Source organism: Fictibacillus sp. B-59209, from assembly GCF_036216745.1.
GTDB classification, from domain to species: Bacteria; Bacillota; Bacilli; order Bacillales; family Fictibacillaceae; genus Fictibacillus_C; species Fictibacillus_C marinisediminis.
Genome location: NZ_JARMMC010000008.1, coordinates 215,323 through 238,179, shown reverse-complemented (window position 1 = coordinate 238,179; position 22,857 = coordinate 215,323). Strand labels below are relative to the sequence as shown.

General features: G+C 43.0%; 24 protein-coding genes and 2 pseudogenes. 12 read left to right on the top strand and 14 right to left on the bottom strand.

The window, feature by feature from the left end; all coding sequences use genetic code 11:
* Window positions 1–53: 53 nt before the first annotated feature.
* Together maa and P4361_RS06565 are read right to left on the bottom strand one after the other, a co-directional pair.
* A pseudogene (maa, locus tag P4361_RS06570) lies at window positions 54–616 on the bottom strand (maltose O-acetyltransferase).
* A 227-nt stretch (window positions 617–843) separates the two neighbouring features.
* A pseudogene (locus P4361_RS06565) lies at window positions 844–1,857 on the bottom strand (fatty acid desaturase family protein); the annotation flags it as partial.
* A gap of 349 nt (window positions 1,858–2,206) precedes the next feature.
* Here P4361_RS06565 and P4361_RS06560 point away from each other — a divergent pair.
* Together P4361_RS06560 and P4361_RS06555 are read left to right on the top strand one after the other, a co-directional pair.
* Window positions 2,207–4,681 carry a DUF6359 domain-containing protein gene (locus P4361_RS06560; protein ID WP_328088684.1) on the top strand — a complete coding sequence of 825 codons (2,475 nt, stop codon included), beginning with the start codon at window positions 2,207–2,209 and terminating at the stop codon, window positions 4,679–4,681.
* A 154-nt stretch (window positions 4,682–4,835) separates the two neighbouring features.
* Complete coding sequence (locus tag P4361_RS06555) at window positions 4,836–5,192, top strand: hypothetical protein (RefSeq protein WP_062239735.1); 357 nt, start codon at window positions 4,836–4,838, stop codon at window positions 5,190–5,192.
* Here P4361_RS06555 and P4361_RS06550 read toward each other — a convergent pair.
* Together P4361_RS06550 and P4361_RS06545 are read right to left on the bottom strand one after the other, a co-directional pair.
* On the bottom strand, window positions 5,189–5,347 hold the full coding sequence (locus tag P4361_RS06550; RefSeq protein WP_328088683.1) for a hypothetical protein: 159 nt from the start codon (window positions 5,345–5,347) through the stop codon (window positions 5,189–5,191). The genes P4361_RS06555 and P4361_RS06550 overlap by 4 nt on opposite strands.
* Before the next feature lie 425 nt (window positions 5,348–5,772).
* On the bottom strand, window positions 5,773–6,036 hold the full coding sequence (locus P4361_RS06545) for a zinc ribbon domain-containing protein (protein ID WP_062239733.1): 264 nt from the start codon (window positions 6,034–6,036) through the stop codon (window positions 5,773–5,775).
* 162 nt (window positions 6,037–6,198) lie between these two features.
* On the opposite strand from P4361_RS06545, the gene P4361_RS06540 reads away from it, so the two are divergent.
* The 4 genes from P4361_RS06540 to P4361_RS06525 all read left to right on the top strand — a co-directional run bounded on the left by P4361_RS06540 (window position 6,199) and on the right by P4361_RS06525 (window position 10,450).
* A complete protein-coding gene (locus P4361_RS06540) occupies window positions 6,199–7,188 on the top strand; it encodes an NAD(P)H-dependent flavin oxidoreductase (protein WP_256225378.1) in 990 nt (329 codons plus the stop codon).
* A gap of 265 nt (window positions 7,189–7,453) precedes the next feature.
* A complete protein-coding gene (locus tag P4361_RS06535; RefSeq protein WP_328088786.1) occupies window positions 7,454–8,773 on the top strand; it encodes an arsenic transporter in 1,320 nt (439 codons plus the stop codon).
* Window positions 8,774–8,792: 19 nt separating this feature from the next.
* Window positions 8,793–9,476 carry a DUF2642 domain-containing protein gene (locus P4361_RS06530; protein WP_328088682.1) on the top strand — a complete coding sequence of 228 codons (684 nt, stop codon included), beginning with the start codon at window positions 8,793–8,795 and terminating at the stop codon, window positions 9,474–9,476.
* Window positions 9,477–9,583: 107 nt separating this feature from the next.
* On the top strand, window positions 9,584–10,450 hold the full coding sequence (locus tag P4361_RS06525; protein ID WP_328088681.1) for an NAD(P)-dependent oxidoreductase: 867 nt from the start codon (window positions 9,584–9,586) through the stop codon (window positions 10,448–10,450).
* 77 nt (window positions 10,451–10,527) lie between these two features.
* Here the strand turns inward: P4361_RS06525 and P4361_RS06520 are convergent, their stop codons facing one another.
* Together P4361_RS06520 and P4361_RS06515 are read right to left on the bottom strand one after the other, a co-directional pair.
* Complete coding sequence (locus tag P4361_RS06520; protein WP_328088680.1) at window positions 10,528–11,700, bottom strand: aminotransferase; 1,173 nt, start codon at window positions 11,698–11,700, stop codon at window positions 10,528–10,530.
* Window positions 11,697–12,191, bottom strand: a complete 495-nt coding sequence (locus P4361_RS06515) for an Lrp/AsnC family transcriptional regulator (RefSeq protein WP_091006006.1) — start codon at window positions 12,189–12,191, stop codon at window positions 11,697–11,699. The genes P4361_RS06520 and P4361_RS06515 overlap by 4 nt, the downstream gene beginning before the upstream one ends.
* A 188-nt stretch (window positions 12,192–12,379) precedes the next feature.
* Between P4361_RS06515 and P4361_RS06510 the strand changes: the two genes are divergently transcribed.
* From P4361_RS06510 to P4361_RS06495, 4 genes are all read left to right on the top strand, one after another.
* Window positions 12,380–13,078: a response regulator transcription factor gene (locus P4361_RS06510; protein ID WP_053355021.1), complete on the top strand. Its 699-nt coding sequence runs from the start codon at window positions 12,380–12,382 to the stop codon at window positions 13,076–13,078.
* Entirely contained in the window at window positions 13,075–14,046 is a 972-nt protein-coding gene (locus P4361_RS06505; protein ID WP_328088679.1) for a sensor histidine kinase, read from the top strand. The genes P4361_RS06510 and P4361_RS06505 overlap by 4 nt, the downstream gene beginning before the upstream one ends.
* Window positions 14,047–14,142: 96 nt before the next feature.
* The gene (locus P4361_RS06500) at window positions 14,143–14,913 is read left to right on the top strand and encodes an ABC transporter ATP-binding protein (RefSeq protein ID WP_256225371.1); all 771 of its coding nucleotides are present in this window, start codon (window positions 14,143–14,145) and stop codon (window positions 14,911–14,913) included.
* Complete coding sequence (locus P4361_RS06495) at window positions 14,888–16,792, top strand: ABC transporter permease (RefSeq protein WP_328088678.1); 1,905 nt, start codon at window positions 14,888–14,890, stop codon at window positions 16,790–16,792. Before P4361_RS06500 ends, P4361_RS06495 begins: the two co-directional genes overlap by 26 nt.
* A gap of 53 nt (window positions 16,793–16,845) precedes the next feature.
* Here the strand turns inward: P4361_RS06495 and P4361_RS06490 are convergent, their stop codons facing one another.
* Complete coding sequence (locus tag P4361_RS06490) at window positions 16,846–18,171, bottom strand: GntP family permease (protein WP_062239719.1); 1,326 nt, start codon at window positions 18,169–18,171, stop codon at window positions 16,846–16,848.
* A gap of 157 nt (window positions 18,172–18,328) precedes the next feature.
* Complete coding sequence (locus tag P4361_RS06485) at window positions 18,329–18,928, bottom strand: GNAT family protein (RefSeq protein WP_328088677.1); 600 nt, start codon at window positions 18,926–18,928, stop codon at window positions 18,329–18,331.
* A 128-nt stretch (window positions 18,929–19,056) separates the two neighbouring features.
* Between P4361_RS06485 and P4361_RS06480 the strand changes: the two genes are divergently transcribed.
* Entirely contained in the window at window positions 19,057–19,959 is a 903-nt protein-coding gene (locus P4361_RS06480) for a DMT family transporter (protein ID WP_328088676.1), read from the top strand.
* Between the two features lie 149 nt (window positions 19,960–20,108).
* On the opposite strand, the gene P4361_RS06475 is transcribed toward P4361_RS06480, so the two are convergent.
* Window positions 20,109–20,732: a CatB-related O-acetyltransferase gene (locus P4361_RS06475; RefSeq protein ID WP_062239713.1), complete on the bottom strand. Its 624-nt coding sequence runs from the start codon at window positions 20,730–20,732 to the stop codon at window positions 20,109–20,111.
* Window positions 20,733–20,943: 211 nt separating this feature from the next.
* Here P4361_RS06475 and P4361_RS06470 point away from each other — a divergent pair, with 211 nt between their 5' ends.
* A complete protein-coding gene (locus P4361_RS06470; RefSeq protein ID WP_328088675.1) occupies window positions 20,944–21,480 on the top strand; it encodes a DinB family protein in 537 nt (178 codons plus the stop codon).
* 51 nt (window positions 21,481–21,531) lie between these two features.
* On the opposite strand, the gene P4361_RS06465 is transcribed toward P4361_RS06470, so the two are convergent.
* From P4361_RS06465 to P4361_RS06445, 5 genes are all read right to left on the bottom strand, one after another.
* Complete coding sequence (locus tag P4361_RS06465) at window positions 21,532–21,702, bottom strand: hypothetical protein (protein WP_328088674.1); 171 nt, start codon at window positions 21,700–21,702, stop codon at window positions 21,532–21,534.
* Complete coding sequence (locus tag P4361_RS06460) at window positions 21,656–21,826, bottom strand: LysR substrate-binding domain-containing protein (protein WP_425590228.1); 171 nt, start codon at window positions 21,824–21,826, stop codon at window positions 21,656–21,658. The genes P4361_RS06465 and P4361_RS06460 overlap by 47 nt, the downstream gene beginning before the upstream one ends.
* Window positions 21,827–21,987: 161 nt before the next feature.
* Window positions 21,988–22,494, bottom strand: a complete 507-nt coding sequence (locus tag P4361_RS06455; RefSeq protein ID WP_328088673.1) for a GNAT family N-acetyltransferase — start codon at window positions 22,492–22,494, stop codon at window positions 21,988–21,990.
* Window positions 22,460–22,702, bottom strand: coding sequence for a GNAT family N-acetyltransferase (locus P4361_RS06450; protein WP_328088672.1), 243 nt, complete (start codon window positions 22,700–22,702; stop codon window positions 22,460–22,462). The genes P4361_RS06455 and P4361_RS06450 overlap by 35 nt, the downstream gene beginning before the upstream one ends.
* Window positions 22,692–22,856 (bottom strand): hypothetical protein, encoded by a 165-nt coding sequence (locus P4361_RS06445; protein ID WP_328088671.1) that lies wholly within the window; start codon window positions 22,854–22,856, stop codon window positions 22,692–22,694. The genes P4361_RS06450 and P4361_RS06445 overlap by 11 nt, the downstream gene beginning before the upstream one ends.
* Between the last annotated feature and the right edge of the window lies 1 nt (window position 22,857).

Genomic DNA, 22,857 nt, shown 5'->3' with positions numbered 1-22,857 from the left:
GCATCCCCTTCCCTGTAACTAGGAAAAGCCGCCCTGGCTGGGGCGGCTTTTTCTCATATTTCAATCGTTTTTATAATTCGAGCCGGATTTCCGCCCACTACCACATTTGCGGGCACATCTTTCGTTACTACAGCTCCGGATGCAATGATGGCATTATCACCAATCGTAACGCCTGGATTGATGACGGCTCTGCCGCCGATCCATACGTTGTCGCCAATCGTAACAGGTTTTCCAAACTCACTCCCTGAATTACGCTCAACAGGATGCAGCGGATGGGTTGCCGTATAAATATGGACACCTGGCGCCAATAAACAATTATCCCCAATCCTGACTTCACATACATCCAATATCACACAATCAAAATTTGCGTAGAAATTCTCTCCAACGTGGATATTATACCCATAGTCACATCGAAACGCCGGCTCGATATAAAGATTCTTTTTTGTACTTCCGAAAAGCTGCTTTTTAAAAAAACTCTCTGTTCATCATCCGTTTCAACTGTCTGGTTATAGATTCGCGTCAGTTTTCTTGCTGCTTGTCTTTCATTAATCAGCTCAGGATCACCCGCAAGATACATTTCCCCAGCGATCATTTTTTCTTTTTCAGTCCGTGCCATTCTCTACCCATCCTTCCTGCTTACAATGTCTATTTACCATACCAAAAGACGAACAAAGAAAAAACGAAAGATAAAAATTCTCTCAAAATATTACAAAACATGCAATTATTCTCCAGGAAATAATGTTCCTTTATACAAAAAACCTTGGCTGTTGCAGCAGCCAAGGTTTAATTCGCAATTTATACTGGTTTTTTCAACCCATCAGGATGAGTTGGTTTTCCGGTAGCTAAGCCGTTGCCCAGCGTTCCGAACGTATTCTGCTTGTGCGGATCAATCAATTCATTATCTTTAAAATAGATTCTTGGTGTATTCCATAGAGCCTTCATGGCCTTGCTCATTTTCATTTCGTGATACCGCTCTGGCCACATCTTTTTAATATGCTGCTTAACGATCGGGTAATATTTCGGGCTCATACTTGGAAACAAATGATGCTCCGTATGATAAGAAAAATTAAAATGAAGCACATCCACCCATTTAGGGACAATTACGGTAAGACTGTTTGCAAGCGGATCATTTACTGACGTTATCGGATTAAGCCTATGATTGGTGGAAATGTAGCTCATCACAATAAAATTAGCGATTAATAGAGGGATGAGAAAGGCAAACAACCACTTAATAGGCCCGATCCAGAACAATAGACCAATCCATGTTGCCCAGGGCAAAACGGTTTGCAGCAATACAGCCGGACGATTTTTCGGATTAAAGTCCTTGATATATTCAATAAACATCATGGTACCGTGAATCGTAAATTGAATACTTAACGATAAAAAACTAAAGAATGCGCGTACCCAAAAAGGCAAGCGGTATATAGCTCGAAGGAAAGAATTCCGAACAAACTTTTCATAATTTGGCCATGCATCAGGATCCTTTTCGTCGTGTTGTGTGTGTACATGATGATTCATATTATGCCATTTTCTCCAAAGTCTCGGACCTGTGCTAAGCGGCCAAAACGCCACGGCACCCAAAAAATTTCTAAGCCAGCTCTTCTTGACTACCGTGCCGTGAAGAATTTCATGGCCCAAGAAGCCCATACCGGCAAACGATGCACCCAATACGCCTGCAATCACTATATTTAAAACCATGTGGAGGTCAAAAAGCCCAATCGCTAAAAAACCAGCCACAACAATTAACAGATATGCAAATCCTCCCCACAGCCGACCTGGAACAGGTTTAAAAACGTCTTTTGATAGATTCGGGGTAATACGGGATGCGTACCACCCAAACGAATGAAGTTCTTTAATGGGAATGTCCCCCTTCTTTGTAACAAGTTTTTCTAAGCATATAGGAGGTTGCGTGCATAAACAAGACATTCTTTGTTACAAATACTGAATTTTCGTAATATAACTTCATTCATCCTATCTCCCTAAGGGTTCCATGGCTCTCCACCATTACTTAGGTAAATGTTACTAATGAAGATTATTAACCAAGGTAATTTTCCTCATTTTTCCTCATAAGCCATTTGTAACCGTTTTTACATGATATATTTACAATAAACGACCTATTTTTTAACAAATGGGTGTTAGATTAATAAAGCTTTCTAAGCAAAATCCGCTTTTATATTTAAAAATATGAAGTAAAGGGTGAAAATTCATGAAGACAAAGAGCTACAAAAAGTTATTCAGCCTTGCATTGATTATGGTTTTTATCGTCAGCATGCTGTCTCCGATGGTTTCAAAAAAGGCCATTGCTGCTGATGTGATCTCGGTATCCGATGCCATTTCCAATAATACCGGATCCGATAAAACTGTCGAAGGATACATTGTTGGTGCAGTGAAAGGCGGAAGCGGAACATCTATTTCTTTTCAGCTGTCGGCTCCGTTCACGGATACAAATCTGGCCATCGCAGATTCTCCTGCTGAAACCGACAAAGCAAAAATCCTTCCTGTACAGCTGCCGGCTGGGGCAGTGAGAGATGGTTTAAATCTTAAAGCTCATCCAGAAAACCTGGGTAAAAAAGTTCAGATTACCGGTGATTTAATGGCCTATTTCTCCGTTCCGGGGCATAAGAACGCCAAAAGCTTTTCTTTTACAGGAGATACGCCATCAGAACCTCAAGCTGAACCAGTTACTGCTTCCCCTGACTCTGGATTGGTGAAAAGCGGAACAAAAGTAGCTTTATCTACGGCTACCGAAAATGCTGCGATCTATTACACTCTGGACGGAACCAATCCAACATCCAGCAGCAGCCGATACAGTGAACCACTTACCATTAATGAAGATGCAACCGTAAAAGCGATCGCCATCAAAGACGGCCTTAAAAACAGTGAAATCTCTTCTTTTAAATATACGGTCGCATTAACAGGACTTCGAATTCACGACATTCAAGGAGCTTCACACCAGTCTCCATTCACAAATAAATCAGTTGCGGATGTAGAGGGTGTTGTAACTTACGTGGTCGATGCCAACAATTTCTATATGCAGGACACCACCCCTGACCTTGATGAGAACACTTCTGAAGGCATCCTGATTTACAAAAAGAACCACGGCTTAAAAAACGGAGATCTTGTGAAAACGACAGGCCAGGTAAAAGAATGGGTGCTTGACGGATATGCGGATAAATTAAAAACTGATCTTCCTGTTACTGAAATCAACGCAGAAAACGGGGGCTCTGTTACCGTAACGGAAAGTGGCCATGCCCTTCCAGCTACCGTGGTACTTGGAGATAAAGGCAGACATATTCCAACACAAATCATTGATAATGACAATTTTGGGCTTTTTGACCCTAAAGAAGATGGAATCGATTTTTATGAAAGTTTAGAAGGCATGCGTGTCGAAGTGGATAACCCGAAAATCGTTGCTCCTCAAAACTACGGGGAACTGGTAGTTGTTACGAACAACAAAGGTAACACACCGTTTAATACCTCCGGAGCCATTAATATTTCAAAAGCTGACTACAACCCTGAACGAATTTTCGTGGATATTAACGACAGCAGCTTTATTGCTAAATCCGGAGATTACTTCAAAGGCAATATAACAGGGGTCATGAGCTACAGCTTCAGCAACTATAAAGTACTGACGAACAAAGACCAGCTCCCAATCTTTGTGGAAGGCAAAACAAAGCCTGAAACCACAAAGCTGAGGGGAAAACATAAGAAATTAACGATCGCCAGCTTTAACGTAGAGAACTTCTCTGCCAACAAAGATGGCAAAGATGGGACGAGCGATGAAAAATCGGGACGAATCGCTGACTCGATCGTTCATAACCTGAATGCCCCTGACATTGTAGGATTAATAGAAATGCAAGATGGTGACGGACCAGTAAACGATGGAAAGACCGATGCAAAGGACAGCGCTGATCGTCTCATCAATGAAATTAAAGCAAAAGGCGGACCTTCTTACGAATATACTGACATCGCTCCCATTGATGGCAAGGACGGAGGGATTCCTGGCGGGAACATCCGTGTAGCCTTTATTTACAACCCTGATCGCGTGTCTCTTGCCCCTGGAACAAAAGGAACAGCAACACAAGCTGTTGAATACAAAAATGGCAAGCTTTCATTAAACCCAGGACGTATCGATCCGACGAACCCTGCCTTTGAAAGCAGCCGTAAGCCACTTGCTGCACAATTTATGTTTAACGGAGAAAAAGTAACCGTAATCGCCAATCATTTTAATTCAAAAGGCGGAGATCAGCCAATGTTCGGCAAAAATCAGCCGCCTGTATTAAGCAGTGAGGTTCAGCGTCTGCAAATTGCCGGCATCGTCAACAACTTCGTAAAAAGCATTAAAGCCGATGATCCAAAAGCAAATGTTGTACTGCTAGGTGATTTTAACGATTTTGAATTTACCCCTGCCCTTGAAGAGGTAAAAGGAAATGAACTTTCCGATATGATTCAGGAAGTTCCATACCCAGAACGCTACTCTTATTCTTACCAAGGCAATGCTCAGGTGCTGGACCACATCCTCGTGTCCAACAACCTGAAAAAAGACACAAATGTAGATATCGTCCACATTAATTCTCAGTTCATGGAACAGCATGGCCGTGCGAGTGACCATGATCCAGTAATTGTTCAAGTAAAACTAAAGGAAGACTGCGGCTTGCATCAATATAAAAAAGCCGACTAATAGAACGAAAAAAACAGGTGCTCTGGGGCATCTGTTTTTTATATCATGCAGGGCTTTTACATATGGTCTTTGAAATCGTAAAAAAATATTTTTTATCAAGATGAACGTTTTGCCATCCCTACCCGTCACATTAATAAAAGGAGGTTTTCATAAAATGAGCAGACATATTGAATATTTAAATGATAAACTTATCATCCATTTTACAGGTTTGACGGTAGCGGCATCGCTCAAAAAAGAAATTGAGGTTCCTCTCTCATCCATAAGCAATGTAAAAATAGATGACTTTAAGATCAACCCGTTAGCCTTCCGTGTAGGCACATCGGGAATCGGAAAAAACGTAAAGCACGGCCGTTTCCTCTATGACAGCGAATGGGTATTTCTCTCCTATTCCAACCATAAGAACGTCCTGATTCTGGATCTGGAAGGTTTGGTTTATAAGAAGATTGTGTTGGAATTAGAATCACCTGAGGAAGCAAAGGCAAAGATTGAAAGCTTAATGGCTAAAGTTTAGTTTGTTGAAGTTCCAAGTTGCTCGCTAGTTAACATAAATCCATTTTGGCGGGTATTGCCTCCGTTTCGGCGGGTAAAATTCATATTTTGGCGGGTAAATGGATGATTTCCGCGGGCATTTCTTATGTTTCGGCGGGTAACTGGTTTTCCGCTCATCTACCGCCCCTTTGCCAAAGCCCAAAATCTCAATTTAATAGCAAAAGCAACCCAATGTTTCAATTTGGGTTGCTTTTTTACATCCAGCCTTTTTCTTCAGCGCTGCTCTTAAACGGCATCCCGATATCAAGCCAAACAAACATCCAGCTAAGAACGGAGTGCCCCTTGCGGTGGAGAGCTGCACTTCTTACTTCCTTCCCTCAGCACCTGAACCGAATCCAAACGCGATGAAACAATCTCCTCTCTGTTTTTCTTTTTATAAATGCAGTTGACACTTTTTCCAGTAAAATTGACGACCGTGTATGATCCATCCAATTACTTCATAGCTCTTTTTCTGTAAAAAATGCTAAAGTTTCACTCAGAAACCCTGAGCCTCCTGCCAAAATCACTTTTTTGGACATATCATTATCCTTCCCTGAAATGAGTTAGTTTGACTTCCATCTTTCCAATTTATGAAGCTTTCTTGTAAAGAACTTGGCCATAAAACGAGGAGCACCAAACTCCACAATCTTCCCCTGTACTCGCTCTTTCATCTCTTCTGCAGTAAGATCAGGGATTACAAAACTTCCATTCTCGTAACAATGGCTGCAATACATTCTGCTTTTTTCACCGTTTAGTTCTGTCCCTCCTCCTTTTTCATCCCTTGAGAAAGGCATTCCACAGCTTTGGCAATGTTTAAAAGTTTTCATTTTATCGTCATTCCTTTTTCGATTAGTATTTATTTCCATTCTATCATAGAAAAATTGGTATTTTTGTAACCGTTTGCTCTTGACCGAATTCCGGTGGTAAAGTACCTTAAATATAAGATATAGCCGTTTTGGTTTCTATAAATGAAAGAGAGGAGAAATTCAATGTCCGCAAAATTGCCGGAACATTTCGTCAATCAGCTTGAATTGCCCGTTATCTCTGCTCCCATGTTCCTTGTTTCAAGCCCTGAACTCGTCATCGAAGGCTGCAAATCAGGCATCATCGGTTCTTTTCCGCTGCTCAATGCACGAACGAATGAGGTGCTCGATGAATGGATGCTTCGCATTACAGAAGAATTAAAACAGGCAAAGGCTCAGGATCCTGAACGTAAAATTGCTCCATGGGCTGTAAACATCATTGTACATAAAACAAACAAGAGGTATAAGCAGGATCTTGAGCTCATCCGAAAGCATCAGCCTCCTGTCGTCATCACCTCCCTCGGACATCCGGGGGAAGTGGTGGAAATCGTCCATCAATACGGCGGTCTCGTGTTCTCGGATGTCATTCATCTTGGTCATGCCAAAAAAGCCGTCCAAACCGGTGTTGACGGACTGATTCTGGTCTGCAACGGCGCCGGCGGACATGCCGGAACCATTAATCCAATCGCCTTTATCGGTGCAGTAAAGGAATTTTGGGACGGAATCACCATCCTTGCCGGATGCATTAATAATGGTCAGGATATCCTGGCTGCCGAAGCACTCGGAGCTGACCTCGCCTACATGGGGACCCGTTTTATAGCAGCATCCGAAAGCTTCGCAAGCAATGAATATAAGGAGATGCTGATCGAATCATCCTTTGAGGACCTCATTTATACGGATGCGTTCAGCGGAGTAAACGCCAACTATCTCGTTTCTAGTATTCGCAATGCCGGACTTGACCCTGACCAGTTGAAGAAAAAAGAAGCTGTTGATATGTCCCATTTAGATTCCTCTGATGCCAGGGCATGGAAAGATATCTGGTCAGCTGGCCAAGGTGTCAACAGAATTAAAGAAGTAACGCCGGTTCATCAAATTATTGGCGATCTAAAAAGTGAATATGATCAAACACTGCAATTTTTAGTCAAAAAAACAGAGAATATCGTATCTAGCAAGTAAGGTACTTGTCCAATAGAAACAATAGCAGAGGAAGGTGCCCTCCTGTTTGCAGGGAGGCTCCTTTTTTTATTGATAAATAGAGTCCGCCGCACATTTCTAGTAAATTGTGTGAATGACTTAGGACAAGTTTTTTACTAGACACATATAATTACTGTATAGATGTACCTTAGTGATGAATGCTGCAGAAAGATAATTACTTCACTAGTTTCACCATCTTAGAAAGCTTAAAAAGGAAGTGAAGTTTTTGACTGAAATAATGGTGTCTATCACTGTTCTCTCCTTTCTTCTCACTTTGATTTTCATTTTTTGGCGTCCTTTTGATGTCAATGAGGCCGTGCCTGCAACGATAGGAGCTATTATCGTATTGTTATGCGGAACCGTCTCCCTCCATGATCTTGGCAAAATAGCTGAAACCATCAGTGGTGCTGCCATTACCATCACGGCTACCATTGTAATGGCAATCGTTTTAGAGAGTTTTGGATTCTTTAATTGGATGGCACAAATACTGGCCGAGAAGTCAAAAGGCTCTGGTATCCGACTGTTTTGGAATGTGAATTTACTTTGTTTTTTCATGACTCTATTCTTTAACAACGATGGAAGCATTCTAATCACAACGCCTATCTTGATACTGCTCCTGAAACATTTTCGTTTAAAGAATCACCAGAAAATACCTTACTTGCTTTCCGGAGCACTCATTGCTACAGCATCCAGCGCCCCGATCGGAGTAAGCAATATCGTAAACTTGATTTCCTTAAAAATTGTGGGCATGGACCTCTATATGCACACAGCCATGATGTTTGTACCGGCAACTCTAGGCCTTGTTTTCCTCGTTCTTCTGCTTTATATGTACTTTTATAAGAAGCTGCCCCGCAAACTGCCACAGGGTCCCATTAATTTTTCGAATCCAAAATCACATCCACTGAAGCCTGAAACTACTCCCGTTCTAAAAAATCAAGATTCCTTCATGTACAAAATTCTCCTCTTCGTGTTTTGTGTAAGGATCAGTTTGTTCGTTGCTTCTTACATTGGCATACCGGTTGAAGCCATGGCTGTTTTTGGTTCACTTGTTCTCTTAGGATGGCGATGGATCCATCTGAAAATCAATCCTATGGATATGTTGAAAAAAACGCCTTGGCACATCCTTATATTTGCCTTCAGCATGTATGTCATTATCTACGGACTCCACAATATCGGGTTAACGGATGCACTTGTTCATGTCCTGAAACCTTATGTGGCCAAGCATCACCTTTACGCAAGTCTGCTGATGGGCAGCACGCTCTCAGTCCTTTCCAATTTGTTTAACAATCACCCCGCTCTGATGGTAGGGACTTTGACTCTGACGAATATGGGCCTCGATCCCCTCACCTTAAAGGTAGCTTATCTTGCCAACGTAATTGGAAGCGATGTCGGATCCCTGCTCTTGCCTATCGGTACGCTCGCCACTTTAATGTGGATGCATCTGCTTAAAAAAGGCAATGTGAAAATCAGCTGGAAACATTATTTTAAAGTCACAATCGTGGTTATCCCACCGACGGTGATCTTCACCTTGGTCTGTTTGTATTACTGGGTCCATTGGTTATTTTAAAGGTTATGGAGGAAATTGAATGAAGAATGATTTAAGTAAAGAGTTTCAAGAATTATTGGACAATACCGTCTCAATTGAAGTATCTGGCGGGCACCATCACGCAGGAGTTCTAGTTGATTTGGGACCGGACATTTTTGTATTATTTAATGGCATGGAGTACCTATACATCCCCTCTATCCATGTCCATAACATCCGAAAAATAACTGAGCTGGAAGAAGACCCGATAGTAGCTCCTGCGGAAGTTCCGATTGACCATCATACTGATAAAATATCGTTCAGAAAAACGTTAATGAACGCCAAAGGGCTTTTTGTAAAAATCTATGTGACCGGGAACAAGACTCTACACGGCTACATTACAAGCGTCATGAATGACTATTTTGTCTTCTATTCCCCGGTATATAAAACAATGTATATTACACTCAGCCACTTAAAATGGCTGATTCCCTATAAAGATAACGTCACTCCTTATACGCTCAGCTTAACAAGTTTGCCGATCAGCCACAGCTCCCTCCCCCTTGCACGCACATTTGATGAACAATGCAAAAAACTTGAGAATCAAATGATCGTTCTTGATCTGGGAGACCATCTGCAAAAAACAGGTTTATTGAAAAAAGTCTTTGAACATAAGCTTGCACTAACCAATGCTGAGGGCGAGACTGTCTTCTGGAACCTTCATCACCTCAAAATTATTTACGCGATATAACCCGCTCACCAATTCAACACGAATTGGTGATTTTTTTTGGCACAATGCCGTTCATTCGCTATCGTTCGTCTGGAGGTTTAAAATAAAAGTATACAAGGAGGGATCACATGATTGGATTTATCGGACTAGGCATTATGGGAAGCCGTATGGCAGGCAACCTGATTTCAGAAGGACACGGGCTCACTGTCTACAATCGCACAAAAGAAAAGGCAGACGGTTTACTGGACCAGGGAGCGTTGTGGGGAGAAACACCAAAAGAAACGGCCCAGCAATCAGATATCCTTTTTACAATGCTGACTAATCCTAAAGCAGTTGAAAGCGTTGCTCTTGGCGAAGATGGTTTTTTGCAGCATTTGCCAAAAGGATCCATATGGGTAGATTGCAGTACAGTTAATCCAACCTTCTCGAGACGCATGGCGGAAGAAGCCAGAAAACATGACATCTGCTTTCTGGACGCACCTGTTGCAGGCTCGTTAAAACCTGCTGAGAGCGGAGAGCTTGTCTTCCTGGTTGGAGGGGAGGCTGAGGTTCTTGATAAAGTGCGTCCGTATTTAAATGTCATGGGGAAAGCCATCAGCCACCAGGGGGATCATGGCAGCGGCACGTCCATGAAACTGGTTGTCAACTTAATGCTCGCTCAATCCATGGCTGTCTTTGCAGAAGCTGTCAATTTTGGAGAATCACTCGGACTGGAGAAAAAAAACGTCCTGGAGACGCTGATCGGCGGGCCAACAACTGGAGCGTTTTTAGCCGGCAAAAAGGACAAACTGCTTACCAATCAATACGAAGCAGAGTTTCCTCTCGAACACATTCAGAAAGATCTTAACCTGGTAACCGGAGAAGCGTATCATAACGGAAGTGCTTTACCCATCGCAAACCTGACAAAAGAAATATATGGTTTGGCAAACCAATACGGATTAGGAAAAGAGGATTTTTCCGCCATCTACGAATTTTTGCGCACGCCACAGAAATAGAATACAAGTTTAGGTGTTTAAATAAACAAAAAAGGCTGTGCACAGGATACCCCTTCCCATGCACAGCTCACCTGCAACTATAATGTCTTCACAAATCGATCGATTCGGCGCATGGCTTCTTCGAGCTTTTGAATCGAAGTGGCATATGAACATCTTACATGGCCTTCACCGCTCACACCGAATACACTTCCCGGTACGACAGCTACCTGCTCTTTCATCAAAAGCTGTTCGGCAAACTCTTCGGAACTCAGTCCCGTCTTCTCGATGGAAGGAAAGACATAAAATGCACCCCCTGGAATATGGCAGGAGAGCCCCAATTCCTCCAGGGCATGGGTGACCAGGCTGCGGCGCTGGCGATAGCTTTCCTTCATTCTCACAACGTCCTTCTGTCCGTTCACAAGTGCCTCAAGGGCGGCATGCTGCGCCATCGTCGGCGCGCACATCATCGTATACTGATGAATCTTCAGCATTGCCTGCAGGATATCTTTTGGTCCGCAAGCAAAGCCCAGTCTCCATCCGGTCATCGCAAACGCTTTTGAAAAACCCGAGATCAAGATGGTACGCTCACGCATGTTCCTTACCGCAGGAAAACTTGTATATGGTTCATCATAGGTTAGCTCAGCATAGATTTCATCTGAGATGACGAGCAGATCATGCTTCTCTACCACTTCTGCAATTTTTACTAGATCACTTTTGGACAAAACGGTTCCTGTAGGATTGTTCGGGCTGCATAACAGGATGGCTTTCGTTCTTTCAGTGACCGCTGCCTCAATATGCTCAGGCTGCAGCTTGAACTCATCTTTACTGTATGTATGAACCGGAACGGGTACACCGCCAGCCAGCGTTACGGTTGGAGCATACGAAACGAAGCTCGGCTCAACGACAATGACTTCCTCACCGGGATTTACGACGGCACGCAGCGCAATGTCGATCGCCTGTGAGGCACCCACCGTAACAACCATTTCATCCTCTGAACTATAGGTAACGCCAAAACGCCTCCTCATGTAGCGGGAGATTTCCTTTCTCAACTCGAGCAGCCCTGCATTCGCCGTATACGCTGTGTATCCTTGTTCAAGAGAATGATAGCTCGCTTCAATGACATTCCAGGGCGTCACAAAGTCCGGTTCACCAACCCCCAATGAAATAACATTTTCCATGGATGAAGCAAGATCAAAAAAACGGCGGATACCGGATGGCTGGATTGCCTGCACGTTATTCGATAAATATTTTGACGTCTGTTCTGTAATCATGGCGACACCACAATTCGTTTATCTTCCTCATTCTCACTGAATACAAGTCCGTCATGCTTGTATTTTTTCAAGATAAAATGGGTGGTCGTGGAAATAACAGAATCGATGGTTGATAGTTTTTCAGAGACAAATCTTCCGACTTCAGCCATTGTTTTTCCTTCAATGGAAACTGACAAATCGTAGACACCTGACATGAGATAGACCGCTTTCACTTCTGGAAAACGGTAGATCCGTTCAGCCACTTTATCAAACCCTACTCCGCGCTTAGGTGTGACCTTGACGTCGATCATCGCGGTGACTGCTCCCTCATCTGTCCCCTTTGTCCAATTGATGATGGCTGAATATCCGAGAATGACTTTTTCGTTTTCAAGCTTTCCAATAATCTGTTTCGTTTCCTCTTCTGATATGCCCATCAGTTTGGCAATCGTTGATGTTTCCAGGCGGCCGCTTTTTTCAATAAGCTGCAGCAATTCACGTTCCTTCGCATCCATTCCAATCACTCACTTTACGTAGAATATGATGAACATTATAACAAATCCAAAGACCTTGGCCACCTGGAAATTTATTTTTTAATGCAGATGTAATTTCCTTGCGCCCCAAATCAGTGGTACAGAGAGTATTGGAATTATTTGTTTCTTCTAGTACACTTTAAACCAAAGATTACTTAAGGAGAGTACAAATGTTTAAAATCTTTATCGTAGAAGATGACAGCCGCCTTGTCGAATTACTGGAAAACTTTTTGCAGAAGTATGGATTTGTAACGTTCGCAGTCAAAAACTTTGATGCTGTGACAGCAGATTTTCAAGCGTTCGATCCCCATATCGTTCTGCTGGATATAAACCTTCCGAAGTTTGATGGCTTCTATTGGTGCAGACAGATTCGCGTGGTATCCACATGCCCTGTCCTGTTCGTATCAGCAAGAGAAGGAAAGATGGATCAGGTGATGGCGCTCGAAAACGGAGCCGATGATTATATTACTAAACCCTTTGACTATGAAATCGTACTGGCCAAAATCAACAGTCTGCTCAGACGAGCCTATGGAACTTATGCCTCAAATCAAAACGGCCGAAATATTAATGTTCACAATCTCATCCTGGATGTTGAACGTTTATGCATCAGTTACGGAGAACAGCAGGCAGACCTCAGTTATACAGAAGCCAAAATTCTCGATGAGCTGATGAGAAAATCTGAACATGTCGTAAGCCGTGACCGTCTGCTTGAAAAGATATGGGACGACCAATCCTTTGTAGACGATAACACGCTTAATGTGTATGTTACGAGAGTTCGAAAAAAACTGGCTCAGCTTAAGATCACGGATGCCATTCAAACCGTCCGCGGACAGGGATACCGGCTGATGCCGAACTGGAGCAGCAGATGAAGCTTTTTATTCGTGAACAACTGCCGCTTGCTTTGATTTACATTCTTCAGCTTCTGGTCATTCTGTTAATCTATCGTTTGGACGGGCATACCGATTGGAAAATCAGCCTGTATGCGTGTCTTCTGAGCTCCTGTCTATTCGGTGGATATCTGGTTTACAGATATATAACCAACCGTTCTTTTTATCAAAAATTAACTACACCCCTTTCATCGTTGAATGATTTAAAGTTCAGCCCGCAGGATGCTCCTTTGCCTGAAAGCCTGGAACAGTTTCAAAAGGAGCTCATCCGGCATTATACAATGGACATCTACAATTACAAGCATAAGCTTGACCACCATATTCAGTTCATCAACCAATGGGTGCATCAGATGAAAACGCCGCTGTCGGTCATTCACCTTATGGTTCAGGACCGGGACGATGAATTTTCGCAGTCGGTGGAAGACGAATTGGACCGGCTGAAAAAAGGATTGGAAATGGTGTTATATACTGCACGGCTTGATACGTTTGACCGTGACTTTTATGCAGAGACCCTCGATCTTTCAGAACTCGTAAAAAAAGTGACGTCCAGTCAGAAGCGGCTGTTCATCCGTAACCGGATTTATCCGGAGCTGGCAATTGAAAAAGGCAGCAGCATTACCTCTGATGAAAAATGGGTTTCTTTCCTCATCACCCAGCTTATTACCAATGCGGTTCGCTACACAGAAACCCCTGGAGAAAAGGTAGTTTTCCGCTCCTTTATACAGGATGGAAAAACGGGATTGGAAGTGATCGATCATGGAGTAGGAATTCCTAAAAGCGATCTTCCAAGGGTGTTTGATCCTTATTTTACGGGTGAGAACGGCCGTCATTTTCAGGAATCTACAGGAATGGGCCTGTTTCTTGCCAAGCAGATCTGCGATAGACTTGGCCATCGGATTTTCATCGACTCGGTTTCCGGTTCAGGCACGACCGTCAGAATTCTCTTCTAACCTTACAAAACTGTAAGCTTTCTGTAAGATAACCGCATGGCAGCATCTCACATCTCCAAGCTACAATAAAGTTAGAAATAGACAGGAGTGATATAGATGCCCATCTTGAACGTAAAACACCTTACCAAAGTATACGACGGCAAAGCCTCCCATAAAGCATTGGAAAACATAAACTTTTCCATTGAAAAAGGAGAATTCGCAGGAATCATGGGACCTTCAGGCAGCGGTAAAACTACGCTGCTGAACCTCATTGCTACCATTGACTCTCCGACGTCCGGAGAAGTTATCATCAACAATCGCAATCCTCATCAATTAAACCGTAAAGAAACCTCACTCTTCAGGCGTCACGAGCTAGGTTTTGTATTTCAAAACTTTAATTTGCTCGATACGCTGACAGTGGAAGAAAACATTGTTCTCCCGCTTACCCTTGATGGTGAACCGGTAAAAGTGATGGAACAAAAACTGATGGCGGTAACAAAAAAATTAGGAATCGACTCCATCCTAAAAAAGAGAACGTATGAAATTTCAGGAGGACAGATGCAGCGGACGGCCATCGCCCGGGCGATCATTCACGAGCCTTCACTCATTTTGGCGGATGAGCCGACAGGAAATCTGGATTCCAAATCGTCTCGGGATGTGATGGAAACTCTCTCTGCTATCAACAAGAATGAAGGAGCCACCGCGTTAATGGTCACACATGATGCCGTTGCCGCAAGTTATTGCCATAGAGTCATCTTTATCAAGGATGGCCAGCTGTATAATGAGATCTACCGTGGTGATAACCGTCAGGCGTTCTTCCAGAAGATCATTGATATGCTTGCTTTGCTTGGAGGTGACAGCCATGACCTTTCCACAGTTCGCCTTTAAAAATGTGCTTCGTAACAAAAGAACCTATGCTGCCTATTTTCTGAGCAGTGCCTTTTCTGTCATGATTTTCTTTGTTTATGCCCTTTTTATCTTTCACCCAGGCATTAAAAAAGGCATCACTCAGAGCCTGGCGATTCAATTAATGATCACCGCCGAATTTGTCATGTACTTTTTCGCCTTTTTCTTTGTACTGTACTCCGTCAGTACGTTCCTTAAAACACGAAAAAGGGAATTCGGTATTCTGATGATGCACGGTATGACGAAAACTCAGCTCAACACGATGGTCTTTTTGGAAAACATGATCATCGGTTCAGGCGCAATCCTGATTGGAATCGGAGCTGGTATCCTGACTGCTAAATTATTTTTTATGATCGCTGCTCATTTGCTTGATATTCATTCACTTCCATTCTACATGTCATGGAAAGCGATCGCGTTGACGGTCGCGGCATTTCTCGGACTTTTCCTTGTGATCTCAATATTTACCGCTTTTCTAGTCCGGACAAACTCGCTTCTCAGCTTGTTTCAATCGGGTCAAAAGCCGAAGAAGGAACCTAAAGTATCCGTTCTCCTCTCTTTGTTGTCTGCGGTTCTGCTGCTTGCAAGCTATTATCTAGCAGGAACGGCTACTTTGAATTCCTTGTTGATCCGAATGCTGCCTGTTATCGCAATGACCATTGTGGGAACATACTTTTTCTTCTCGCAGCTTTCCGTCTTTATCATGAGAGCACTTCAGAAAAATCGCTTTCTGTTCTGGAAAAAAACCAACATCATTACCATTTCCAGCTTAGCCTACCGGCTGAAAGACAATGCCAGAATGTTTTTTATGGTTTGTATCGTCTCCACTGTGGCCTTTTGTGCTGTTGGATCTCTCTCATCGATGAAAATACTGTCAAAGCAATTTAATGAGGACTATGCCGCTGAAATCAGTTATATTGCCAGAGATCAGCAGCCCCTGCACCATGATAATCTAAATGAAATAAAAGATGAATTAAAGAAAAAGCAGCTCAAGTATTCTACCTACAGAACAACCCTTAAAATCTTGGATGTAAAAACATCCAATGATCGATTTTCACCCAAAACCATGCCGGTAATGTCTTTCAGTGCTTATAGAACTATTATTCAAAAAGCTGGCGGCAAAATCACCGAGCAGCCGCTCACCGGTATACAGGTGCTCAAGATGAAAACGTCTTCCACTGAAACGTTCTCCCCCCATATGTACATGTTTAAGCAAGGAAAACTTAGTGTGAATGCAGATGTCTCTACAGAGCACGTCGCCATGCCAAGGGAATTAATTGATAGTGAGGGAATCGTTGTCAGTGACGAACTTTTTAAAAATATTAGACCAGCATCCACACTAGAATTTACAGGCTTTTTTACTTCCCCTATGGAAGCAACGAACGGAATGCTAGATGAACTCGCTAAGGATGGAATTGTAAGATATTACGAAAAGACACCATACATGATGGCGGTAAGCGGAACACTGGCTGATCAAATGATGAAGCTGTACAGTGCGCTGCTATTTGTAGCCTTGCTGATCGGTGCCGTCTTTTTCGTGGCAGCAGGAAGTTTCCTGTATTTCCGGCTTTACGCAGATCTCGATTATGACACCCGCCTTTATTTAACCATTAAAAAAGTAGGTTTGACGGACAAAGAACTCAGCCGCATTGTTACAAGGCAGCTAGCTTTGCTTTTCTTCGTTCCGATCGCAGTGGCGTTCGTCCATAGTGCGTTTGCCTTCTCTGCCCTGCAAAGTTTTTTCACACTCTCAATTGCTGGACAGGTATCCATTGTACTTGCAGGCTTTCTTGTTGCTCAGGTGCTCTACTTTCTTTTCATCAGGCAGCGATATTTGCGCAACTTAAGAAAATCACTGATCTAAAAAAATCCAGTAAAAAAAGCATCGGAAAATCATTCCGATGCTTTTTTGCCATCTTATACAAACATATTCAGTATCAGTGCTCCCCCGAAAGCAGTGAAGGACAGGATAGTTTCAAGCACAGTCCATGTTTTAAAGGTCTCATTTACTGTTAAGCCAAGATATTCTTTTACCATCCAGAATCCGGCATCATTGACATGAGAGAACATAAGAGAGCCGGCACCCGTTGCAATAACAAGAAGTTCAAGGTTAACGCCAGACATATGTTCAATAATTGGAGAAACGATGCCAGCCGCTGTTGTTAAAGCGACGGTTGCAGACCCTGTTGCGATCCGGATCAGACCCGCAATTAAAAAGGCTAGGACGAGTGGAGAAAGCGATAAGTGCTGAGACATCTGCCCAATCGTATTCCCTACGCCGCTGTCAATTAGGATTTGCTTGAAACCTCCGCCAGCACCGATGATGAGTATGATGGAGCCAACAGGAAGCAGGCTTTCTTCAGAGAATTTTTTCAGCATATTCCTGTCCATTCCTTGACGGATACCAAGGAAATAAAATGCAGCAAACACCGCGATCAGCAAGGCAATAATCGGACTTCCGATAAACGCCATAATCTTTTCTGCCCCTTTGGAAATCGCCATATAAGGTGCGACTGCTGCCAATACCATCAATAGGACAGGCAATAAAATAATAAAGAATGAAAGTCCTGTATGAGGAAGTTTTTTATAATTGGTATTGAAGCGGATCAGCTCAGGCTCCCCCTGAGGCACAACACGTTTATGAACCCATTTTGCAAAAAGCGGTCCTGCAATTATGGCAGCTGGAATAGCGATGATCAGAGAGTAGATCAATACTGTACCCAGGTTCGCCTTGTAAATGCTAATCGCTGTCAATGCTCCAGGGTGCGGAGGCACAAGTCCGTGCACGATAGATAATCCTGCAATAACAGGCAACGCGATCAATAAGATATTTTGTTTTGTTGTCTTATGAATAGAAATAACAAGCGGCAATACGATCAGGATTCCGACTTCAAAGAATACAGGTATACCGATGATGAAACCTGAGAAAAGCATCGCCCATGGCAATTTCTTCACACCGAACTTTCGAACGAAGAAATCAGCAACCTGCATTCCAGCACCTGATTCAGCCATCATTTTTCCTAAAATTGTGCCTAGAGCCAGAATACCGACTAAATGGCCTAAGACTCCGCCGACCCCTGTTTCGTAGGCGCTTACAATTTTGTCAAGAGACAAACCTGTAGCGATGGCCAGAAATAAACTGGCCACAAGTAAACTAATAAAAGCATGCCACTTTAACCATGATACGCCAAGAATAACGATTACAATGGCTAGTAACGTGACGAGAAGCAAATAAGCGTCCAAAATCGTTCCACCTTTCTAGAAAACCCTTTCATTTACATTAAACATTATGCTGCTTGTTTCACAAGAAAGAAGCAACACTTAAAATTTAACACGCTTAATTTTATCAAAAAATTGCACAGTTTGCACAACTATTTGCTTATGGTCTTTTTTACCATTATCATGCCAAAGTTCCCTGCTGCTTAGCGTTCCTAAAATAAACAAGATGATCGGTCCATTCCCCAAACTCAAAAATAAAATCTCTCCTTACACATTCGAATTCCATACCAACAGATTCAGCCAATTTTATAGAGGCAGTATTGTCCATATTAATGTGGGCTTCAATCCTGTGGTATCCTAGCTGGGTAAAGGCCATATCCAGTACAGCTTTGACTGCTTCTTTTCCATAGCCATGCTCCCAGTATGTATTTAATATCGTATAGCCGATCCTTCCCCATTGAAATTCATTCCGCATCAAGGTTGATAGATCGATAACGCCGACATGTGCTCCATCGTCTTTTCTGAACACACCGAGGATATAGGCTACATCCTTATCCATTAATTGCTGGTGTTTGTTTACCATTTCATCAAACCAGGCTTCGGTATAATCAGACAAATCGATTTTGCCTTCATCAAACTTATTGCGCGCTGGATAACAATGAGAATAGTGAGTGTACCAATTTCTATAATCATTGGTTATATAAGGTCTGATCACAAGCCGTTCTGTTATTTCTTCAAGTTTTATTAAACGAACCATGGTCTTCAGCTCCAACCTTTTCATTGTAAACTCTTCCAAATTATAGTAACAAACGTTCTTGGAATCGGAAAGAGGAAAGAGACCTTTCCTTTTTCCGTCATTTGCATTACGATAAATGAATTGAAACCGTTTATGAGAAAGAAGGAAAAAACATGATTCGTTTATATGGTGCACTTGCGGGCTTAAGCCTTATTTGGGGACTATCTTTCGTGTTTATGAAATGGCTGCTTGAGCCTGCTGGCGTATGGGGAGTCGTATTTTTACGGACACTGGCGAGAGCACTTATTCTTTTACCAGTTATTTGGAGCAAGAGAAAAGAGATAAAAAACAAGCTTCCCATTAAATGGCTGATCATTACCGGAATTTTCAACTGCGGTTTAGCTTGGGGACTGATCTCATTAAGTGAGACAGTCATCCAGTCCAATACGGCTTCCATCCTAAATGCGACGACACCGATCTGGACCGGTTTAATTGGTTTCTTTTTGTTTTCCTACAGGTTAAACAAGCAGCAGTGGATCGGAATTCTCATTGGATTTTTCGGCATACTGGTTCTTATGGACTTTCAATTCGGCCATTTGTTTGGAACTCAGTTCGTAGGAATCGGCACGATGCTTCTTGCAGCCGTCTGTTACGGCCTCTCTGGACAGCTCACCAAAAGATATTTGTCAGGAGTCGGCGTTGCCGGCATTACATTTTTCACCTTACTGACTGGTGCAGCCGTCGGCCTAATCGGCGTACTTTTTACCGAGCCTGTTCATTTCCAGCAACTTCTTCATCCTAAGCCGTTGTTTGCCTTGATCGGCCTCGGTTGTTTTGGTTCCGGTCTGGGCCAGCTTATCTATTTTTACTTGAATAAAAACGGAAGCCCTGAGTTCGCAGCTACAGTCACCTACCTGATCCCCGCCAGCGCCATGATTTGGGGATATGTCCTTTTGAGAGAGCCTGTTACCCCCAACTTGGTTATCGGCCTCCTCATCATCTTTGCCGGGGTTTATCTCTCATCGAAAAAACCCAGAACAAACAAAGCAGGAGTGAAACTGAAGAAATCTTCTTGAGTTAAGTGGAATACGCGCCGATTGAGCACCTTTACGCGCCGAACTCACAAAAATACGCGCCGCTTCCAGAAAAATACGCGCCAATCTTCAACAAATACGCACCAATTCAAAAAAGAGGCACTCCATTTTTAATCGGGTGCCTCTTTCAATTATCCTCGTATGTGCTCTTTATATAGTTCTTTTATTCTCCCAGAACAGAGGAGTTTCATATATCTCTTTATTTTCTCTTCTGGCCAGCCCCACCATCTCATCTCCATCAGCATACTGATCTGAGTATCAGTAAACCTCTTCTTAATCACTTTGGCAGGGTTTCCGCCTACGATCGTGTAAGGTCCGACGTCTTTTGTAACCACTGCCCTCGCCGCAATAACCGCTCCATCACCGATTCGTACACCGGGCATAATCATTGACTCCGTTCCGATCCACACGTCATTGCCTATTACTGTATCACCTGAAGGTCTGTATCCGTCACAGCTCCCTCCCCAGTCATCATCTGTATAAAAGAAAGGATAGGTTGTCGTCCAGTCGTACCGATGACCTTGGTTTCCTGACATGATAAAGACAGCACCTGAACCGATCGAACAAAATTTGCCGATGATCAGCTGGTCTTCACCCTTTTTCTCAGAAAGGTATCGAACACAATAATCTTGAAAATGTTCCTTGTGATAAAAACCAGAATAATAGGTATATTCCCCGACTACAAGATTCGGATTGGTTACATGCGCCTTCAGCATATGGCTTTTTTTCCAGCTTTCAAACTCGTTCTTTTCCATTGTTTTTCCCTCCTGAAAAGTATTGACTATTCTTTTGCAGGAGGGTTATTTCACTGTTTTCACCATCTCTTTCACCCCAAACTTAATTATCCCTAAATTCCATATACATCCATTCTAACTTTAACCTCCATTCTGATGCCAGACAATTTTGTTTATTCTTTTTAAGGTTCATATTATAGTTACAATAAAACGATTAGAGGGGGATATTGCATTGCGAAGCAAACCAGATACCAATGAGTATAATTCCTATTACGAGAAATACATAAAGGCTCTGCCTGAACAGGACATCGTCAATCTATTAGAAGAACAGGCTGAAGAAACGCGGCAGTTGGTACAAAACCTTACCGAACAGCAAGGACTGTTTAGATATGGGCCTTACAAGTGGAGCATAAAAGAAGTCATCGGGCATATGACGGATACGGAACGAATTATGGGGTTTCGGCTGCTTTCGATCGCACGAGGCGATAAAGGGATGCTTCCTGGTTTTGATGAAAATGCCTATGTGGAACAGACCTACTTTGACAGACAGCCGCTTTCTGAGTTATTACAGCAAGCACAAGTTGTCCGCCAGTCTACGATACTGTTAATAAAAAGCATAGATGTGGAAACATGGACCCGAAGAGGGAATGCAAATGGTTCAGACGTTACTGTCAGGGCTATTGCTTTTATTATCGCAGGCCATGAGAAACATCATCTTGGGATTTTAAAGGAACGTTATTTTAGCAGCGAAGATTTTCCAAGGCAATAAGAAAACAAGCTCTCATCCCCTTTAATGGGTGTAATGAGAGCCTGTTTTTTATTAAAGTGATCTTCTCAAAATATCCATCACAGATTCCGGATCGAGCTCTTTATAAGTGCCCACTCCAGGTTTGATAAACGTTTTTTCGCCGATGCTGTCAAATTGGCAGTCGTCTATGCCATAGTCACGAAGCGTACTTGGTGCACCAAGGATGGATGTTATCATCTTCAAATGGAATCTTTTGCAGTTTTCCAGAAGCCAATTCCCTTTGGACTGCGATTTCGGGTACAAGGGCTATACCCAGGTCATCAGCTACACACTGCTTAATGGCTTCCAGGCTGCTGAAAGAAATCACGGATGCTGCCCCACTTCGCCACTTCCTTAAACGTATAAAAATAGTTTAAATCCATAAAAACCTCCGTCGCCATCTTCTCATCTTCCGTTATTTTACCATGGAAGCAGGAGGATTAGTCTTTTGCAGAAAAGAGTTGAGATGGTCAGCAGCTTAGATTACCGTTATTTCACAAACAGTTCCATATGGTCCTCATCATAAAAAACGCCGTCGACCTGCATTGCCCTTGTTTCCGTTCCATACGATGCAAAGCCCAAGCTGGTATACAGCTTTTTTGCGCTTTCGTTGCTTGAAACGACGGTCAGGTTGATCTTCTCGATTTCTTCCATATCCTTTGCTTTTTGGATCGCAGCTTCCATTAAAGCTGTTCCTGCACCTTTTCCCCTGCTGCGGGAGGTCACATACATGGCAAAGATATTGGCTTTATGGCTCATTTTCCTATGGCTTTCTTGTATGAGTGTGACGATGCCGACCATGTCTCCATCTAAAAAGGCGCCGAATGTATGGCTCCCATCAGCACTGAAATTTTCTTTTACTTGTTCAATCGGATTCTTCCGCTTAACCGCTTCCTCATAACTCGTTGCAAATGCCTCAGGAGAAAGCATCAATGCCTCCAGCCTTAGTGTCCAATATTCCTCAGCGTCCGCTGCTGCCAGTTCTCTGACTTCCATTTGAACTCCTCCTATTTTTCCAGCGATTTGTAAAACCCTGCCCTGTCTCTTCAAAACCTCTGTTTTTATAAAAGAGATGGGACTCCACTCTCCGTTTTCCGGTATTCACAGCCAGCTTTCGAACGCCCTGTCTGCCTGCCCACCCTTCTGCCTGTTCGAGCAGCTGCTGGCCGATCTTTCGATTACGAACCTCTTCTTTAACAACCAACGCAATAATTTTCTGCTACAATTGTGTGGTAATCAGGATGAACTGCGATTTTAGTAAACCGCTCCTCCATCGCTTTTGTTTCTGTCGGATACCCTAGTTCTCCCATCAAATCTGCAAGTTCAGGGATATCCTTCTCGGCTTCTCTCAATAACATA

Coding starts and splice junctions, on each gene's coding strand:
- P4361_RS06485 (WP_328088677.1), bottom strand. CDS start 18,928: ATGAAAAGGTTGGAGCTGAAGACCATGGTTCGTTTAATAAAACTTGAA.
- P4361_RS06445 (WP_328088671.1), bottom strand. CDS start 22,856: ATGTTATTGAGAGAAGCCGAGAAGGATATCCCTGAACTTGCAGATTTG.
- P4361_RS06545 (WP_062239733.1), bottom strand. CDS start 6,036: ATGAAAACTTTTAAACATTGCCAAAGCTGTGGAATGCCTTTCTCAAGG.
- P4361_RS06515 (WP_091006006.1), bottom strand. CDS start 12,191: ATGGATGCGAAGGAACGTGAATTGCTGCAGCTTATTGAAAAAAGCGGC.
- P4361_RS06510 (WP_053355021.1), top strand. CDS start 12,380: ATGTTTAAAATCTTTATCGTAGAAGATGACAGCCGCCTTGTCGAATTA.
- P4361_RS06550 (WP_328088683.1), bottom strand. CDS start 5,347: ATGAGCGGAAAACCAGTTACCCGCCGAAACATAAGAAATGCCCGCGGA.
- P4361_RS06525 (WP_328088681.1), top strand. CDS start 9,584: ATGATTGGATTTATCGGACTAGGCATTATGGGAAGCCGTATGGCAGGC.
- P4361_RS06480 (WP_328088676.1), top strand. CDS start 19,057: ATGATTCGTTTATATGGTGCACTTGCGGGCTTAAGCCTTATTTGGGGA.
- P4361_RS06495 (WP_328088678.1), top strand. CDS start 14,888: ATGACCTTTCCACAGTTCGCCTTTAAAAATGTGCTTCGTAACAAAAGA.
- P4361_RS06475 (WP_062239713.1), bottom strand. CDS start 20,732: ATGGAAAAGAACGAGTTTGAAAGCTGGAAAAAAAGCCATATGCTGAAG.
- P4361_RS06540 (WP_256225378.1), top strand. CDS start 6,199: ATGTCCGCAAAATTGCCGGAACATTTCGTCAATCAGCTTGAATTGCCC.
- P4361_RS06455 (WP_328088673.1), bottom strand. CDS start 22,494: ATGGAAGTCAGAGAACTGGCAGCAGCGGACGCTGAGGAATATTGGACA.
- P4361_RS06560 (WP_328088684.1), top strand. CDS start 2,207: ATGAAGACAAAGAGCTACAAAAAGTTATTCAGCCTTGCATTGATTATG.
- P4361_RS06500 (WP_256225371.1), top strand. CDS start 14,143: ATGCCCATCTTGAACGTAAAACACCTTACCAAAGTATACGACGGCAAA.
- P4361_RS06555 (WP_062239735.1), top strand. CDS start 4,836: ATGAGCAGACATATTGAATATTTAAATGATAAACTTATCATCCATTTT.
- P4361_RS06505 (WP_328088679.1), top strand. CDS start 13,075: ATGAAGCTTTTTATTCGTGAACAACTGCCGCTTGCTTTGATTTACATT.
- P4361_RS06520 (WP_328088680.1), bottom strand. CDS start 11,700: ATGATTACAGAACAGACGTCAAAATATTTATCGAATAACGTGCAGGCA.
- P4361_RS06530 (WP_328088682.1), top strand. CDS start 8,793: ATGAAGAATGATTTAAGTAAAGAGTTTCAAGAATTATTGGACAATACC.